Genomic DNA, 15877 nt, shown 5'->3' with positions numbered 1-15877 from the left:
TATATTAGTGGTCATTTTATCCTTACTTTATGATTGATTTACCTAACTTACGTAAAAAAGAAAAGCCTTTTATGGCTCTTACTAGCTTGACTATCAAAGAGTTTGATGAGTTATTAGCTACTTTTTCTCCACTTTGGGAAAAACATTATATGTATTATGACCTCAAAGGAAAGGCTAGAAATAAGCCCACCTTCCGAGAACACGCAAAAATACAACTAAAAGGTAGTGAAATGAAACTTTTTTTTATCCTTTACTACTTGAAAAACAACCCTTTACAGGAATCTTTAGCTCTTACTTTTGATGTTTCTCAAGGAAAAGTTAATCAATGGATTAACAGCCTTCTTCCCATTTTAAAAGAAAGTTTAAGAAAAATTAATGTATTGCCTGCAAGAAATGAATCGGAATGGACAATAAAACTTGCAGATCGTGTTGAAGAAGCAGGTAAAGCCTTAGAGTTATGGGTAGATGGAAGCGAACGTGAAATTCCTCGTCCCTCCGATTACAAAGCTCAAAAAGAAGTATATAGTGGAAAAAAAAAAGCACACTATAAAAAATACTTTAGTTACAGATAAACATCAAGAGGTAGTTTTTTTAGGAGATACAGAAACAGGAAAAGTACACGATAAACGTTTATTAGAAGAAGATGATATTACCTTTCCTGAGGGAACTATTCTTCATCAAGATACTGGTTATCAAGGTCATAGACCTAAAGGTGTCCTTATTGAGCAACCCAAAAAAAAGCCTAGAGGAAAAGAATTATCGGAGCAGGACAAGGCTGAAAATAGTAAAAAGTCTAGTCGTAGAGTACGTGCAGAACACAGCATAGCAGGAGTAAAAAGACTTAGAATTGTCTTAGATGAAATCCGATTGTGGGGAGAAGAGGTAAGAGACCAAGTCATGGAAATTGCGTGTGGTATTCATAATTTAAGGGTAAAGACAAGAATAACCTATCAAAAATTATCGTAATAAAGTCTATTATTTTGCATTTAAAAGCATTAATAATCCTGTTTTTGAAAATGGATTAGCTTTAATCGTAGAAAGTTCTAATAAAAAACAATATTACATAGACAAAGAGGGAAATACATATTCACTTGATGATTAACAATTTCCTTGAAAAAAATAATTATATTGGAGTATGAATCTTATTATTCCCTTTTATTTTTCTAAAAATGAAATATATTAAACTTTGTATTTGTAAATATTTTGTATTTTTTTATTGCATATTTTTTAATTACTGTTTTGCTCAAAAAAACAAGCAAGATGTGCAGAAACGAATAGATAGTTTAGAACAAATTTTGCCTACTCAAACCGATACAGCAAGAGCGCATACACTTTATGATTTGGCGTATGTGTACAGATATTCTGAACCTCAAAAAGCAAAAAAATATGTGAAAGAAGCTATCTTAGAAGCTACTCCAAAACAATCATATATTCTTGCTCCTGCCTTAAATTTATTAGGAATGTTTTTGAAACACGAAGGAGATTATCAAGAGGCTTTGAGAGTATTTTTGCTTGCTTTACCTTTGCAAAAAAAGGTAGATAATAAAGTCAGTTTGGCGAGTTTGAATAATGATATAGGGCTTTTGTATAAAAACACTGGTGATTTTGAGCGTGCATTACCTTATTATAATGATGCTTTAGAAATTTGTGAGGAAATAAAAATGCACAAAGGTTCGGGAATGATTTTGAATAATATTGGTGTGATTCATCAAGAATTAGAAGAGTATGAACAAGCAAAACCTTATTACTTTGCTGCAATAGAAAAAGGTAAAATTATACAAGATTCAAGTGTTTTTGCAACAGCTTTTGGAAACTTAGGAGAGTGGCATGCGCTACGTCAAAATTATGATAGTTCGCTTTATTATTTAAAAATAACTTTAGAAATTGATAAAAAACAAAAAAATAAAGGTGGAATTATTCTTTCTAGTTTGAATATTGGGGGAGTTTACATGGATAAAAAAGAATTTAGTAAAGCCAAACCATATCTTGAAACAGCTCTTGAAATAGCTTTTCAGATTAATGCAAAACCACTAATTAGTAATACCTATAATTCATTAGCTAATTTTCACGAAAAGCAAAATCAATTCGAAAAAGCCTATTTGTATAGAACAAGAAGACAAAATTTGCAAGATAGTATTTTGAATGAATCAAATCAAAAAGAAATTGCAAGGCTACGAGAAAAGTATGAAACAGAGAAAAAAGAACAAAAAATAATTACGCTTAATCAAGAAAATTTAATCAAAGATTTAGAAATTCTACAAGCTAAAAATAGAGAAAAAATACAAATTGGAACGTTTGTCTTTGTACTACTTTTGGCAGGAATTGGAGTTTTTTCAAATCAAAAAAGAAATCAATACAAACAAAAAATAGCATTAGCAGAAAAAGATAGTTTTTATTTTGCAGCCTTGATAGAAGCACAAGAACAAGAACGCAAACGCATCGCAGCCGATTTGCACGACGGATTAGGGCAACTTTTGGCAGTAGCTAGAATGCAAGTTTCTTCCCTAGAACCTTTGATTGAACTCAATACAAATCCAAAAGAATACGAAGAAGACAAAGAAATATATCAAGAGAACTATGAGAAATCAGTTCAAACGCTTGATTTGGCTTGTAAAGAAATTCGTAGTGTTTCTCATCAAATGATGCCTTATGCCCTTATCGAACAAGGTTTAGTGTCTGCAATCAAAGAATTAACAAATAATATAAATGAGTTGGAAAACAACAAAATGAAAATAGTCTTTTCAACAAATCTCATAAATCAAGAAGTAGCAACTCATCGGTTAAATTCTTCATTAGAAGTTTCTATTTTCAGAATTGTACAAGAAGTAATCGGAAATTCACTCAAACACGCAGAAGCAACTCAATTTGAAATTAGCTTGAATCAAGAACAAAATAATATCATTTTACATTTAAAAGATAATGGAAAAGGTTTTGAGGCAAATCAGATTACAAACAGCAAAGGATTAGGATGGAAAAATATTTATTCCAGAGTAGTCATGGCAAAAGGAAAAATTGATATTTTAAGTGAAAATGGAATGACAATAAAGATTAAATTTCCATTGATGTAAATTGACTTTTGCACAAGTTCATTTTCTGTAAAAATAGTATTCTCACAGAAAATGAATTTGATGATGTTGCTCATTTTATAAGGCAAGTTTATACACAAAAAACTCATTAAAATCAGGAGTTATTATCTCTATTTCCAAAGAACTAATTTCTTCTAGTTCATAAAATGTACAGCAATCTCCTCTCTTTTTCTTGCTATAATGAACAAAACTATACTCTACAGAATCTTTTATACTCAGAATATAGTTTTTATTATCATTTCCATTTTCCCAGCCTATCTCATTGTCTATCAAAATAGCTTTTTTTTGTCCATTTGATTCTATTGAATCTATTTTCAAAGTATGAACTTTGTTTTCTGCAATAGATTTTATGCGAATATCAGAAAGTGTGTAAGTTCCATTTTGAAGTAAATTTTGATTTGTTTCTTTATCAATTAATTGAAAATAAAATGACTCTGGAGGAGTAAAACATTCTGTATCAGCACATTTATCACAACTAGAAATAGAAAAAACTAGACAAGGAAATATAACAAAAAAGAAAAATTTGAATTGCAGTAAACATAAATTATATTTTTTCATAGCATTCTTTAAAATTGAATAATAATTTTTCTCTACACGAAATTAAACTATAAAATGCTGCATAATTATAAAAAAAGACCATTCTTTAAAAAATAAAAAATGGTCTTTGTCATTAGTTTAATTAGTCAGAGGCAAACCTTTTGACCTACAAAACAAATAATTCTTACTTTATTTCAAAAGCCTCATCAACGATAGCTTGTTGTGTTTTGGCGTGAACTTTTGAATAACCTGTTGCTGGAGAAGAACTCGCTTTTCTTGAAATAACATTCAAAGTAGGGCGTTTCTCTTCAATCCACTCTTTGTAAAGCATACGTAAAACAAAAAGCCAAGCTCCCATATTTTCAGGTTCTTCTTGTACCCAAACTACTTCTACTTTCTTACCATATTTATTAATTTCTTCATAAATACGTTTTTTAGGGAATGGATGAAGTTGCTCAACTCGTACAATCGCAACATCTTTGCGCTCATCTTTTTCTTGTTTGTCTAATAAATCATAATAGACTTTTCCAGAACAAAGAAGAACACGTTTTACTTTTTTCTTATCTGCATAATCATCTCCATAAACTTCTTCAAATTTTCCATTTGTAAAATCTTCGATTGGAGAAACCACTTTTGGATGTCTTAAAAGTGATTTTGGCGACATCAAAACACAAGGCTTACGGAAATCCCAAGCCATCTGACGACGCATTAAGTGGAAGAAATTTGCAGGTTTTGTAACATTAGCAACAATAATATTATATTCTGCTGAAAGTTGTAAGAAACGTTCTGGGCGAGCATTTGAGTGTTCAGGACCTTGACCTTCATAACCATGAGGAAGCAAAAGAACTAAACCTGTTGTGCGTTGCCATTTTGTTTCACTACTTGTAATAAATTGGTCAATCATAATTTGCGCTCCGTTGGCAAAATCTCCAAACTGAGCTTCCCAAATTGTGAGTGCATTCGGGTTTGCCATAGCATAACCAAATTCAAAACCTAAAACTCCATACTCAGATAGAAGAGAATTATAAATATCAAAAGGAGGTAAATCTTCTCCATCTTTTCCTTCTAAGTGATTAAGATTATTATACGTTTCATTTGTTTCTGCATCACTCAAAATAGCATGGCGATGCGAAAATGTACCTCTACGCACATCTTGACCTGTAAAACGAACTGTATGTCCATCCAAAATGACAGAACCATACGCCAAAAGTTCGGCACTTGCCCAGTCTAAAACCTTATCTTCAAAAAACATTCTATTTCTTTCAGAAAGAAGTTTATCAATTTGTTTTAGCGCATTAAAATCTTTTGGAATTGTTGTAAGAGCTTTTCCTACTTTATCAATGTGTTCTTGTGTGATTGATGTTTTGGGAGAAGTATCAAAATCTTCAGGCGTAGAACGACGCATGCTTTTCCATACTTGCTCTAATTCTTGATATTCGTAAGGAAGTGGTTTTTGTCTCACATCATCTAAACGTTCTTGAAGCATTTTTTTGAACGACTTTTCCATGTCTTTCGCAAGTTTGCTTGTAATATCGCCTTCTTTTGTCAATTTTTCTATATATAATTTTCTAGGATTAGGATGTTTTCCAATCAAATTATAAAGATGAGGCTGTGTAAATTTTGGTTCATCGGCTTCGTTGTGTCCGTATTTACGATAACAAACCATATCTACATAAACGTCTTTGTGGAATTTCTGACGGTATTCGGTAGCTAATTTGACAGCAAAAACAACAGCTTCTGGGTCGTCGCCATTCACATGAATTTCTGGAGTTTCGGTAAGCTGTGAAATATCTGTACAATAATTTGAAGAACGACCGTCATAAAAATCTGTCGTAAAACCAACTTGATTATTGATTACAAAATGGATTGTTCCACCTACTTCATATCCTTCTAACTCTGACATTTGGGCTACTTCATAGACAATTCCTTGTCCTGCAAGTGCTGCATCTCCATGAATAATAATTGGTAGTGCTTTCTTTTTATCTCTTCCATGCAAATAATCTAATTTTGCACGAGTATAACCTTGAACTACTGGCGCAACAGCTTCTAAGTGAGAAGGGTTTGGAGCTAAACGCAAATATACTTTTTCTCCATTTTGACTTTCTACTTGTGAAGAATAGCCCATGTGGTATTTTACATCACCATCTCCCAAGCCTAAAAGTTCGTCAGAAACATTTCCTTCAAATTCATTAAATACTTGAGCATACGTTTTGCCCATGATATTTACCAACACATTCAGACGACCACGATGAGCCATTCCGATTACTACTTCTTCTACACCTAATCTTGCTCCTTCACTAATAATTGCATCAAGGGCAGGAATTGTAGATTCTCCACCTTCTAAAGAAAAACGTTTTTGACCTAAATATTTTGTATGCAAAAAGTTTTCGAATACAGAAGCTTCATTGAGTTTCTGTAAAATACGTTCTTTTTGTTGGTGGTCTAACTTGAATTTTGGATAATCAACTTCTACTTTTTTTCTGAACCAATATTTTACGTCAGGCTCACGAATAGACATAAATTCAAAACCAATTCCACTTTCATAAATCATCTTTAATCTATCAATGATTTCTTGAAGTGTTGCTTCTCCTATTCCAATTTCATTTCCAGCTCTAAATTTTTTATTTAAATCAGCTTCTGTAAAACCAAAATCTTCTAATTTCAAACGTGCATGTCTATCTCTACGAGGGCGAACTGGGTTTGTTTTGGCTTGTAGGTGTCCACGCAAACGATAACCATCAATTAATTTTTTGACAGAAATTTCTTGTTTTAGTTTATCATCATCAATTCCAGCAGGAAGTGAGTCTGCAAAACTTTTTTGATTTTCTGTTTCTACGCTAATAGCGTGTCCATTTGAGCCATTTTTATTTATTTTGGTAACTTCTCCTGTTTCGGTGTCATAATCAGTCATCGAAAATTCAAAGCCTTCAAAAAATCGTTGCCAACTAGAGTCGACCAAATTTGCATCTTTTTGATAATCTTGATACAATCCTTCGATATACGAGTTTTCGGCATTGGAAAGGTATGAGAGTTTGTCCATTTGTTTGGGTTATATTTTCAAAAGCATTTATATTTATTCTTCGTTTTATTTGGAGAATAAATGCTTCTTGTAGTTTTTTATTCTTTAAACTAAATAGTATATGAGAAGTTATGAAATTTAGAACGAAATTACAATAAAGTAGTCTATTTTACAAAGAATAAGAATAAATTATGACCTGCCAAAACAGTAAATCTAAGCAATAGCTCACTCTCATTAAACACAAAGTTTAGATAATAAATTTTAAGACATACTAAAATAGAATACAAGATCAATTTAAATAAAACAAAGTTACCATACTACTAAACTAAAAATAGAAGAAATTGACTATAAAAACAGTCTGTTATACAAGACTGACCTATATCATATACTACTTTTGTAGTAGTATGCAAAATTAAGGTAAGGTGCATAACTCCTAAATTAGTACCATTCAGTAATAACTGTTTTTCCATATACTACGTTTTAAGTAAAAATCAACTCCTTTATTGCTTGTTGCTAAGAAAAATAGTAGTTTTATAAATCTTTTATCAATTATTCAATCATATACTGTATTTATGCGTTTATTTCTCAAAATATTTGTTGCTGTTATTCTTGTTCATATTATATGGAATTTTCGTTCATGTTCGTATAGCGCACTCAAACCTATATTTTCAGAACGTGCAAAGATGAATGCAGTCGCAAAAGTAGAACGAAATTATGGCGCAGAAATAGAACGTATTTGTGAAGAATTAGAAGCTCCTTCAGAATATTTCAAAGCCTTGGTTTTATTGGAATGTTCGGCACAAAACCCACCTCAAAGTCGTTATGAACCAAATGTTTTTGAAAAACTAAAAGCAGTAAAAGATGGCAAAAGAAAAAAGTATGGAAACTTGACTCAAAAAGATCTAGAACGTTATTCTACCCAAGAGCTTACTATGCTGGCTACTTCGTGGGGCGCATTACAAATTATGGGATATCACGTCGTGAAAGAAGGATTAACTATTGATGATTTGAATGGAGAAAAAGGACTTCAAATTGCTATTCAGTGGTGCATTGCTAATTATGGAAAGTATTTAGAAAAAGGCGACTACAAAAACGCATTTCATATTCATAATACAGGAAAAGAACATCCTATTTTTTGGCAAGCTACTACTTATGACCCACTTTATGTCGATAAAGGTTTGATTTATGTTTCTTCTCTTGAGTAAAGTAAAAGTCTTAATAATTAAATAATCAACCGTCATTGAAACTCAAACAAAGTCTCCAACGATGTTTTTCAATGTTTTATTTTTTCTCATACAAGACAAAACTATAATCATACTGATTTTTTTCTCCTGCTGCAAAATCATCTTTTCGGATAATATTCCATTCTGATTTATCAAACTCTGGAAAAAAAGTATCTCCTTCTATAACTGCATCAATTTCTGTAATATATAAATTTGTTACAAGATTCTTATCTAAGGCTTGTTTGTAAATTTCACCTCCTCCAATAATAAAAAGCTCTGTTTCATTTTGTTCTTTGGCTTTCTTGATTCCCTCTTCCAATGTATTTATGGTTTGGTCTTCTTTGTATTTTGGCTGATAATCTGATTTTCTAGTCAAAATAAGTGCAGGACGCTCCACAAGTTGAATATTAAAACTTTGATATGTTTTACGTCCTACCAAGACATGATGTCCGATAGTAGTTTGTTTGAAAAAACGCATATCAGAAGGCATTTTCCAAGGAAGAGAATTATTTGAACCGATAACACCATTTTTCGAACGTGCTGTAATAATACTAATTTTCATTTGAATAGTTGACGATTTTTTCTTTATAATTTTATTTCATTCAAAATTACTATAAAATTATTGATTTGTATAAATTCTCAAATTATTTCCACAAAAAAACCTTATCTGAAATAAATCAAATAAGGTTTTTAGAATTTTATTTTATTCTAGTTTAGAATCCAGAATTTTCGTTGCGAAGAACGCTGCTAGAACCTTCTACTACTGTTCCTGTAAGTTTGATAGTAGTTGTTCCTTGCGAACGGCTATTTGTATAAATTACGATATCGTCTGAAAAATCACCTGTTTGAGTTGGCGTAATTACGATTTCTAATTCTTGTGTTTCGCCAGCATTTGCAGTTGCTCTTCCTGCTAATTTCACACAGTTACATTTGCTAGTTAGGTTATGAACTTGAAGTTGTTTTTTTCCATCATTTTTGAAAGAAATTTTATAAGTAACAGCTTCTCCTTTTTTGATTTTACCTAAAGCTACCGTAGTGCGTTCTACTGTCATTTTTGGGTCATTTGCAGGGTCACTTACTACATTTCCACGAATAGTCAAAACTTTTGTTGCATCAGTTGCATTCGAAGTAATTGTAATTGTTTTGTTAAATGCTCCTGGACGACCAGCAGAGTTATAACTTACTTCAATTTTGCCAGTCTGACCAGGCATAACAGGCTCACGAGTCCAGTTTGGTGTTGTACATCCACAAGAAGCACGTACATTACTTAAAATAATTGGTTGATTTCCTGTGTTTTTGAACGTAAATGTTTTTTCAGCTTTATCGCCTTCTTCTACTGTTCCGAAGTCAAAAGACTCTACTTCAAACTGAAAAACGCCTTGCGCCATTGAGTTAGAAGATAAAAATAAGAATAAACAGAAGCTAAAAGCCAAAGATGCAAGAGAGTATTTTGTGATTTTCATTGCTAATACGGTTTTTAATGATGAAAATGATATTAAGAAAATTCTGATATTGACAAAAATACAAAATTAGTAATTCAAAACAGATATTTTCTTAAAATTTAAGTGTTAATGAGATGTTAAACTAAAATTGTTTTTTTAGTACTCTACGAATAATGAAAAATTCGTGCCTATTTTTTTCTTAATTTTAGAGTATGTTTTTTTATTCTAGAAATAATAGTGTTACAAATCATTTATTTTGCAATCTTCAAACACCTTTATTACAAAAATGTTATTGATTAATTCGTAATTTTACACAGATTAAAATTTGACAATCAATTATTATTTTTATGGATTTAGGAAATTTAAGACAAAATTATAAAAAGGCTGAGTTTGATACTAAAGATGCTCTAGCAAACCCAATGGAGCAATTCAAGCTTTGGTTTGAACAGGCTTTAGAAACCAAACTTTCAGCAGAACCTAATGCGATGGTACTCTCTACGGTAGGAAACAATAATCGTCCTTCAGCTCGTGTCGTTTTATTGAAAAGTATTGATGAGGGTTTTGTTTTTTATACCAATTATGAAAGTAGGAAAGGTGAAAATTTGGCAGTAAATCCTTATGCTAGTCTGACATTTTTTTGGGCAGAGCTAGAAAGACAAGTCCGAATAGAAGGAAAAATTGAAAAAATTAGTGCTGAAAAATCATCTGAATATTTTGAAAGCCGTCCGATTGGAAGCCAACTTGGAGCAATAGCTTCTCCACAAAGTAAAGTTTTAGATAGCAGAAAAGAATTAGAAAGTCTTTTTGATTCTGCTCAAGAAAATTATGACAAAACAAATACTATCGAAAGACCAGCAAATTGGGGAGGCTACCGTTTGATTCCACATTATATAGAGTTTTGGCAAGGAAGAGAAAGTCGTTTGCACGACCGAATTACTTATGTTTTGGAAGAAAAAAACAACGAACAAAAATCTACTTGGGAAATCGTTAGATTAGCACCTTAGAATAACGTGTACTCGGTATTAGAATTTCTGTATTTATCAGTGCTCTGCTTCTTTATTAGCTGATTTGCGAACTATTTTGTCAGTACACCTTCAAGGTGTCAGACAATTTAGCCCAACATAGCTGTCTGACACTCTGAAGTGTCTGACAGGAACATAAAGCAAGAATATAGTACCGAGTTCATGTTAGAATAAGGTCAGAAGTTTGAAATAAGAAGTAAATACCAAAAAGCAAAATAAATAGTATTTCAATAAACTTTATCACGGTTAATTTAGTAATGTTCATTTTTCCATAGCGACAGGTTTGCAACCTGTCGCTATGGAAAAATAAGACTGCTTTGTTTTTAGATAACTTGCTGAATGCCTGTAAATAACCGTGATAACGTTTAATTAATAGATAAAACTTCTGACTTTACTTCTTTATATTATTTGGTAAGACAATACTAAAAGTAGTTCCTTCATTTGGAGTTGAATCTATTTCTATTGTTCCCCCTAGCTTTAGAACAGTTTCTTTTACAATATAAAGCCCTAAACCTGAACCCATTTTTTGATCATTAGCTCTATAAAACATATCAAAAATATATTCTATGTGTTTTTGACTGATTCCTAAACCATTATCTGTAATATCTATTCTAGCTTCTTTTTCGTTTATGTGAATTGTTATTTTCACAAACCTCTCATCTTGATATGGATTGTGATAACGAATTGCATTTGAAATAAGATTATCAAAAATAGCCTTCACACGAATTTTATCACTTTTGAAAAAGATTGACTCTTGTTTAGAATTTATATCTACTTTGATACTAACATCTTTAAATTCATCTAAATAAGCCAAGTCCTCTTTTATTTCTTCTACAATCTCTTCAAAATCAATTTTTTCATTTGCTATTCTTGTACGACTATTTCTTGAAATGCTCAATACTTCACGAATATAATTATCTAGTCGTGTAATACTTTTCGAAATTAATTGAAGATACATATTCACATTCGAAACCGTTGAAATATCTGTTTTGAGCAGTTGCAAAATTCCCATTACAGAAGTAAGTGGCGCACGCAAATCATGCGAAACACTATATACAAATTGGTCTAATTCATCATTTGTTTTTTTGAGTTGCTCATTTTTTTCTTTGAGTAGATTTTCAACATATTGTGTTGTTAAGATTCCTCCAATAGTGATAGCTAGATTAAAAATAAAGCTCTCTTCTGTAAGTGTCCATATATGTTTTCCAGAACAATCTTCTAATCCTATAAAACCCCAAAACTCTTTTTCATTAATAAAAATAGGAACAATAAGTGTGGATTTTGCGTGCTTGCTCCATAAAAAATACTCTTCCAAAGGTGTAAGTTCTTCAGCTATATTCTTGACTCCCTTTCCTTCTTCAAGTTGATTCCTCCAACGTTCCAATCCTGCTAATTTATAATTTACATACTGCCACTTACTATTATGAATTTGTTTGTATTGAGGCTGGCTTGTCCATTCATGAATAATTTTGCAGCATTCTTCTTTTTGTTCATTCAAAAAATTTTGAAAAATAAATACTCTATCTGTTTTAGTTGCTTTTCCAATCGTAGAAACCGTTGTATCTAATCCATCTTGAAAGTTAGGATTTGTAAAAAGCTGGAAAATACAAGAGTTGATTCCTCTAAGTAAATTATCGTTATGAATAAGACGCTGTTCGGTTTGTTTATGCTCCCAAATTTCTAAAAGAAGTGCAATAATATTTCCAATAGCAAGTATAAATTGTTGTTCTCTAATTTTCCATTCACGAGGTTGTTCACTGTGATTACAACACAAAACAGCCTTAAACTGCCCTTCAATATGAATAGGCATATCAATAATTGAAGTAATAGAATTAGGCGTAAAATAGGTTTCTATTAATTCTTTCAATCTATCATCTTCATATACATTATTCGAAACAATTAATTGTCCTTCTTTCATTGTTTCGAAATACATGGGCATGCTTTCATTATCCAAATTTGCATTCGAAACAGATATATTTTCTTGTTGAGAATGAGCTACGCATTTTATTTGATTTTTGTCTTTATCGACAAGCCATAAATTTATACTGCTAACTTTTAATGTGTCGATGGCAGTCTGAATTACTTCTTCTACAGCTTCCGAAAAGTCTTTTAGTTCGGCTTTTTGGCTACGAGTAAGCTTGGCTAATGCCTCAAAATAATCAATATGAATGGAAGAGTCTGGCAAATCAAAAAATAAGAGTAGAGTTTTGTAATCGTTTTACTATTGAATATACATTTTTTAGACAACTCTTAAAAATCTAGTTCTAAAAATAAACCTAAAATTGAATAGAAGTACAAATTTAGAATTTTTACTGATTAATTCCTTATTAATTACTTGAATAATTACGACCTTTGCCGAATAGGTTTGATTCAAAATGAAAATATCAAACAAAATTCAAACAAAATAAAGCCATTTAATTTTTTATTATAAAATGTCATTAGATTCTATTTTTGAAAATTTTAATACGCTTACAGCTCTTGTTATTGGAGATGTAATGATAGATTCGTATTTATGGGGAAAAGTTGATCGAATTTCGCCAGAAGCACCTGTTCCTGTTGTGAGCTTAAAAGATAGGGAAAGTAGGCTTGGAGGTGCTGCTAATGTAGCACTGAATCTCAAATCTTTGGGTGCAAAAACAATTATGTGTTCGGTGGTAGGAAATGACAAAGAAAGTCAAACTCTTATCGAAATGTTTGAGCAACAAAATATTGATGTACGTGGAATTATTCATAGCAAAGACCGTCCTACAACCATAAAACACCGTATTTTGGCAGGTTCGCAGCACCTTCTTCGCATTGATTCAGAAACAACAAACTCTATTTCAGACAATGAAAGCAACCAATTAATCAATAAAGTAAAAGAATTAGCTCTTGAAGCTGATGTAATTATTTTTGAAGATTATGACAAAGGAGTTTTGACAGAACAAGTAATTTCAGAATTGATAGATTTTGCTAATCAAAATGATATTCCAACAGTCATTGACCCAAAGAAAAGAAACTTTTGGCACTACAAAAATGCAACTCTTTTCAAACCTAATTTGAAAGAATTACAGGAAGGATTGGGAAGAGATATTATTATCAAAAATTCTGTCAAAAATACGGATTTGAATAATTTAAGTGAAAGTGAAATAGCGATTGCTGTCCAAGAACTTGCACAAAAAATGCAACTCAAATCTGTCTTGATTACACTTTCTGAACATGGTGTTTATATTGCTAACCAAAATGAAAATCATCAAATAGCTGCTCATAAGCGAGAAATCTCTGATGTTTCAGGGGCTGGTGATACTGTTGTGAGTATTGCAGGGCTTTGCATGGCTTTAAAATTGCCTTTAAAAACAGTAGCTGAACTAGCTAATTTGGGTGGAGGATTGGTTTGTGAATCCTTGGGAGTTGTTCCGATAGACAAATCAATTTTCAAACAAGAAGCTAAGAAGAAAGTAGTTGTTTAGTATCATTTTTTAATTTTTAATCCTTAATTTTTTTAACTCTATGAAATTTATTTTTTTATGTATTTCTTTATTTTTATCATTTTCGTCTTGTAAATCAACTAAAAAACAAAATACTGATTCTATTTCTTTTGAAACGACTTTCAAAACCATGTCTTTGGGCAGTGAAACCGAAGGCTCAAAAGTAGTTCAAAACAAGGAGGGTTTGAACGATTTTGAAGTGGCTAATAATAATAATATGCCGAAAGAACTTTTAGAAGTGGATTATGACAAAAATACGCTTTTGATGGTAATGGCTGGAATGAAAAACACAGGTGGTTTTGATATAGAAATCAAAAAAATCTTCGAAACAAAGGATAAAATAACAGTTTTTTATGAAGAAACAGACCCTCCAAAAGATGCCATGCTTATTATGGCTCTGACGTATCCTATGCACGCTGTAACTATCAAAAAAACAAATAAAGAAATTATTTTTGAACAAATGACAAAGTAAAATAGCTGCTAAAAAGCAAAAAAAATGGTTTCGAATAATTATATTCGAAACCGTTTTTTTTATAGTTTTCAATTCTGAATTTATTTTATCATTTTCAAAACATCCTCAGCCATTAGTTTTACCCACGCTTTATACATGTCTGCCGATGGATGCAAACCGTCTTTTGCAATCAAATCTTTATCAGAAGTAGCTTTTCTTGAAATAGGAGTTATATCAAAATAATCCACTTTGTGTTTCAATGCTATTTGTTTATTTATTTTATTATAATAATCAATTTCGGTAGCTACTTTTTGGGCATCAATTTTTTTATTTTTGGCATAGTCTGTAACTCCCCAATCTGGAATTGAAATCACAAATACTTTTGAGGCATCTTTTCCTGCCAAACTAATGGCTTTTTGTAATATTTTTTCAAAACGCTGTTCATATTTTGTACTATCATAATTTCTATATTGGTCATTGACACCAATCAAAAGAGAAACAATATCATATTTTTGTTTGAGTTCATTTTTTTGTTCTTCCAAACGAATGGCTGTCAAAAGTTCTTCGCATGTCCAGCCTGTTTTGGCTATAATTTGAGGTTCTTCAAAGTAAATTCTGTTTTTTTCATCCTCCTTATTTGTTTCATTTTTTGATAAAAACTCTATTTTTTCGACAAGCTGAACAGGATAACGTTCTCTTATCTTGACACTCTCTCCGATTGTATAAGAATCTCCTAAAGCAAGATAATTTATTTTTTTATTGGTCCCTTCTTTATCTGTCGTTTTAACAGTGCTACAACAAAAAAACAAGAATATACAAAAAGTAAAAAGCAGGGAGTTTAAAAAGTTTTGGAACATAAGAGGAATAAAGTTTAGAATAGTTTATGCAGTAGAGTTCAAAATACATAGTTTTTTATTAAATTTCTAGCAAAAAATGATTTTTATAGAAAAACTTCAATTATAACAAACATTTTCCTAATACTCGTGTTGTTATAGTGTAATTTTCATATTGCTATATCAAAATTTTATCAATATAAAAATTACTTTTATCATTACAATATTTTAAATAATATTATTTTTTAATCTAAATTTTTAATTCATTATGAATACCGACAAAACAAGAGAGTATTTAAAAGACATTGCAGAATTATGTATCGACGGAGTACAAGGCTATAAAGATGCAGCTCAGCGAGTTGATGCGCCTCATCTAAAATCATTATTTACAACATTTGCCAAAGAACGTGAAGGTATCCTGAATGCCATCAACCAAGAATTAGTTGCTTTGGGGACACCTGCTGTAACTCAAGGTAGAACTGACGGAACAGCTTTAGGTTCTGTACACAAATTTTGGCTAGACTTTAAAGCAATTTTATCATCTGACAACACAGAATCTATTTTAGAAGAATGTGAGCGTGGTGAAAAATATATCTTAGACGAAATGGATGATGTTTTGAAGAACAAAACTGAAATGCCAATTTCATCAGTTAAAGTGTTGCAAGATGCTCGTTATACAATATGGAAAAGAATGGAAACTATCGAACACGCAGAAGAAGCACAAAGCTAGAGATTAGAATCTATGAAAATTAAGTTTTTCAAAAAAATACTCATACATTGAATTGTATGAGTATTTT

At 31.2% G+C, this 15877-nt stretch carries 14 protein-coding genes; 8 read left to right on the top strand and 6 right to left on the bottom strand.

Annotated elements, in window-relative coordinates:
- The first annotated feature begins 29 nt into the window (after positions 1-29).
- The 3 genes from ACE193_RS24285 (at position 30) to ACE193_RS24275 (ending at position 3068) form a co-directional block, all read left to right on the top strand.
- Complete coding sequence (locus ACE193_RS24285; protein WP_375558620.1) at positions 30-572, top strand: transposase family protein; 543 nt, start codon at positions 30-32, stop codon at positions 570-572.
- On the top strand, positions 526-966 hold the full coding sequence (locus ACE193_RS24280; RefSeq protein ID WP_375558619.1) for a transposase family protein: 441 nt from the start codon (positions 526-528) through the stop codon (positions 964-966). The genes ACE193_RS24285 and ACE193_RS24280 overlap by 47 nt, the downstream gene beginning before the upstream one ends.
- 296 nt (positions 967-1262) lie before the next feature.
- On the top strand, positions 1263-3068 hold the full coding sequence (locus ACE193_RS24275; RefSeq protein WP_375560775.1) for a tetratricopeptide repeat protein: 1806 nt from the start codon (positions 1263-1265) through the stop codon (positions 3066-3068).
- 75 nt (positions 3069-3143) lie between these two features.
- On the opposite strand, the gene ACE193_RS24270 is transcribed toward ACE193_RS24275, so the two are convergent.
- Both ACE193_RS24270 and ACE193_RS24265 read right to left on the bottom strand, forming a co-directional pair.
- Entirely contained in the window at positions 3144-3644 is a 501-nt protein-coding gene (locus ACE193_RS24270) for a hypothetical protein (protein WP_375560774.1), read from the bottom strand.
- Positions 3645-3807: 163 nt separating this feature from the next.
- Positions 3808-6663, bottom strand: a complete 2856-nt coding sequence (locus tag ACE193_RS24265; RefSeq protein ID WP_375560773.1) for a 2-oxoglutarate dehydrogenase E1 component — start codon at positions 6661-6663, stop codon at positions 3808-3810.
- A 551-nt stretch (positions 6664-7214) separates the two neighbouring features.
- Between ACE193_RS24265 and ACE193_RS24260 the strand changes: the two genes are divergently transcribed.
- A complete protein-coding gene (locus ACE193_RS24260; protein WP_375560772.1) occupies positions 7215-7847 on the top strand; it encodes a hypothetical protein in 633 nt (210 codons plus the stop codon).
- A gap of 76 nt (positions 7848-7923) precedes the next feature.
- Here the strand turns inward: ACE193_RS24260 and ACE193_RS24255 are convergent, their stop codons facing one another.
- A complete protein-coding gene (locus ACE193_RS24255; protein WP_375560771.1) occupies positions 7924-8427 on the bottom strand; it encodes a dihydrofolate reductase in 504 nt (167 codons plus the stop codon).
- Positions 8428-8578: 151 nt separating this feature from the next.
- Positions 8579-9328, bottom strand: a complete 750-nt coding sequence (locus tag ACE193_RS24250) for a DUF1573 domain-containing protein (protein ID WP_375560770.1) — start codon at positions 9326-9328, stop codon at positions 8579-8581.
- A 326-nt stretch (positions 9329-9654) separates the two neighbouring features.
- Here ACE193_RS24250 and pdxH point away from each other — a divergent pair, with 326 nt between their 5' ends.
- Positions 9655-10311 (top strand): pyridoxamine 5'-phosphate oxidase, encoded by a 657-nt coding sequence (gene pdxH / locus ACE193_RS24245; RefSeq protein WP_375560769.1) that lies wholly within the window; start codon positions 9655-9657, stop codon positions 10309-10311.
- 409 nt (positions 10312-10720) lie between these two features.
- Here pdxH and ACE193_RS24240 read toward each other — a convergent pair whose 3' ends face one another.
- Positions 10721-12514 (bottom strand): ATP-binding protein, encoded by a 1794-nt coding sequence (locus ACE193_RS24240; RefSeq protein WP_375560768.1) that lies wholly within the window; start codon positions 12512-12514, stop codon positions 10721-10723.
- A 247-nt stretch (positions 12515-12761) separates the two neighbouring features.
- Here ACE193_RS24240 and ACE193_RS24235 point away from each other — a divergent pair, with 247 nt between their 5' ends.
- Both ACE193_RS24235 and ACE193_RS24230 read left to right on the top strand, forming a co-directional pair.
- Positions 12762-13778 carry a bifunctional heptose 7-phosphate kinase/heptose 1-phosphate adenyltransferase gene (locus ACE193_RS24235; RefSeq protein ID WP_375560767.1) on the top strand — a complete coding sequence of 339 codons (1017 nt, stop codon included), beginning with the start codon at positions 12762-12764 and terminating at the stop codon, positions 13776-13778.
- A 40-nt stretch (positions 13779-13818) separates the two neighbouring features.
- A complete protein-coding gene (locus tag ACE193_RS24230) occupies positions 13819-14268 on the top strand; it encodes a protease complex subunit PrcB family protein (protein ID WP_375560766.1) in 450 nt (149 codons plus the stop codon).
- 80 nt (positions 14269-14348) lie between these two features.
- Here ACE193_RS24230 and ACE193_RS24225 read toward each other — a convergent pair whose 3' ends face one another.
- Complete coding sequence (locus ACE193_RS24225; RefSeq protein ID WP_375560765.1) at positions 14349-15104, bottom strand: SGNH/GDSL hydrolase family protein; 756 nt, start codon at positions 15102-15104, stop codon at positions 14349-14351.
- Between the two features lie 244 nt (positions 15105-15348).
- Between ACE193_RS24225 and ACE193_RS24220 the strand changes: the two genes are divergently transcribed.
- The gene (locus ACE193_RS24220; RefSeq protein ID WP_375560764.1) at positions 15349-15810 is read left to right on the top strand and encodes a PA2169 family four-helix-bundle protein; all 462 of its coding nucleotides are present in this window, start codon (positions 15349-15351) and stop codon (positions 15808-15810) included.
- Positions 15811-15877 lie beyond the last annotated feature (67 nt).

The sequence above is a fragment of the Bernardetia aquimarina genome (genome assembly GCF_042180575.1).
Lineage (GTDB): Bacteria > Bacteroidota > Bacteroidia > Cytophagales > Bernardetiaceae > Bernardetia.
This window is presented reverse-complemented; position numbering and strand designations above follow the sequence as displayed.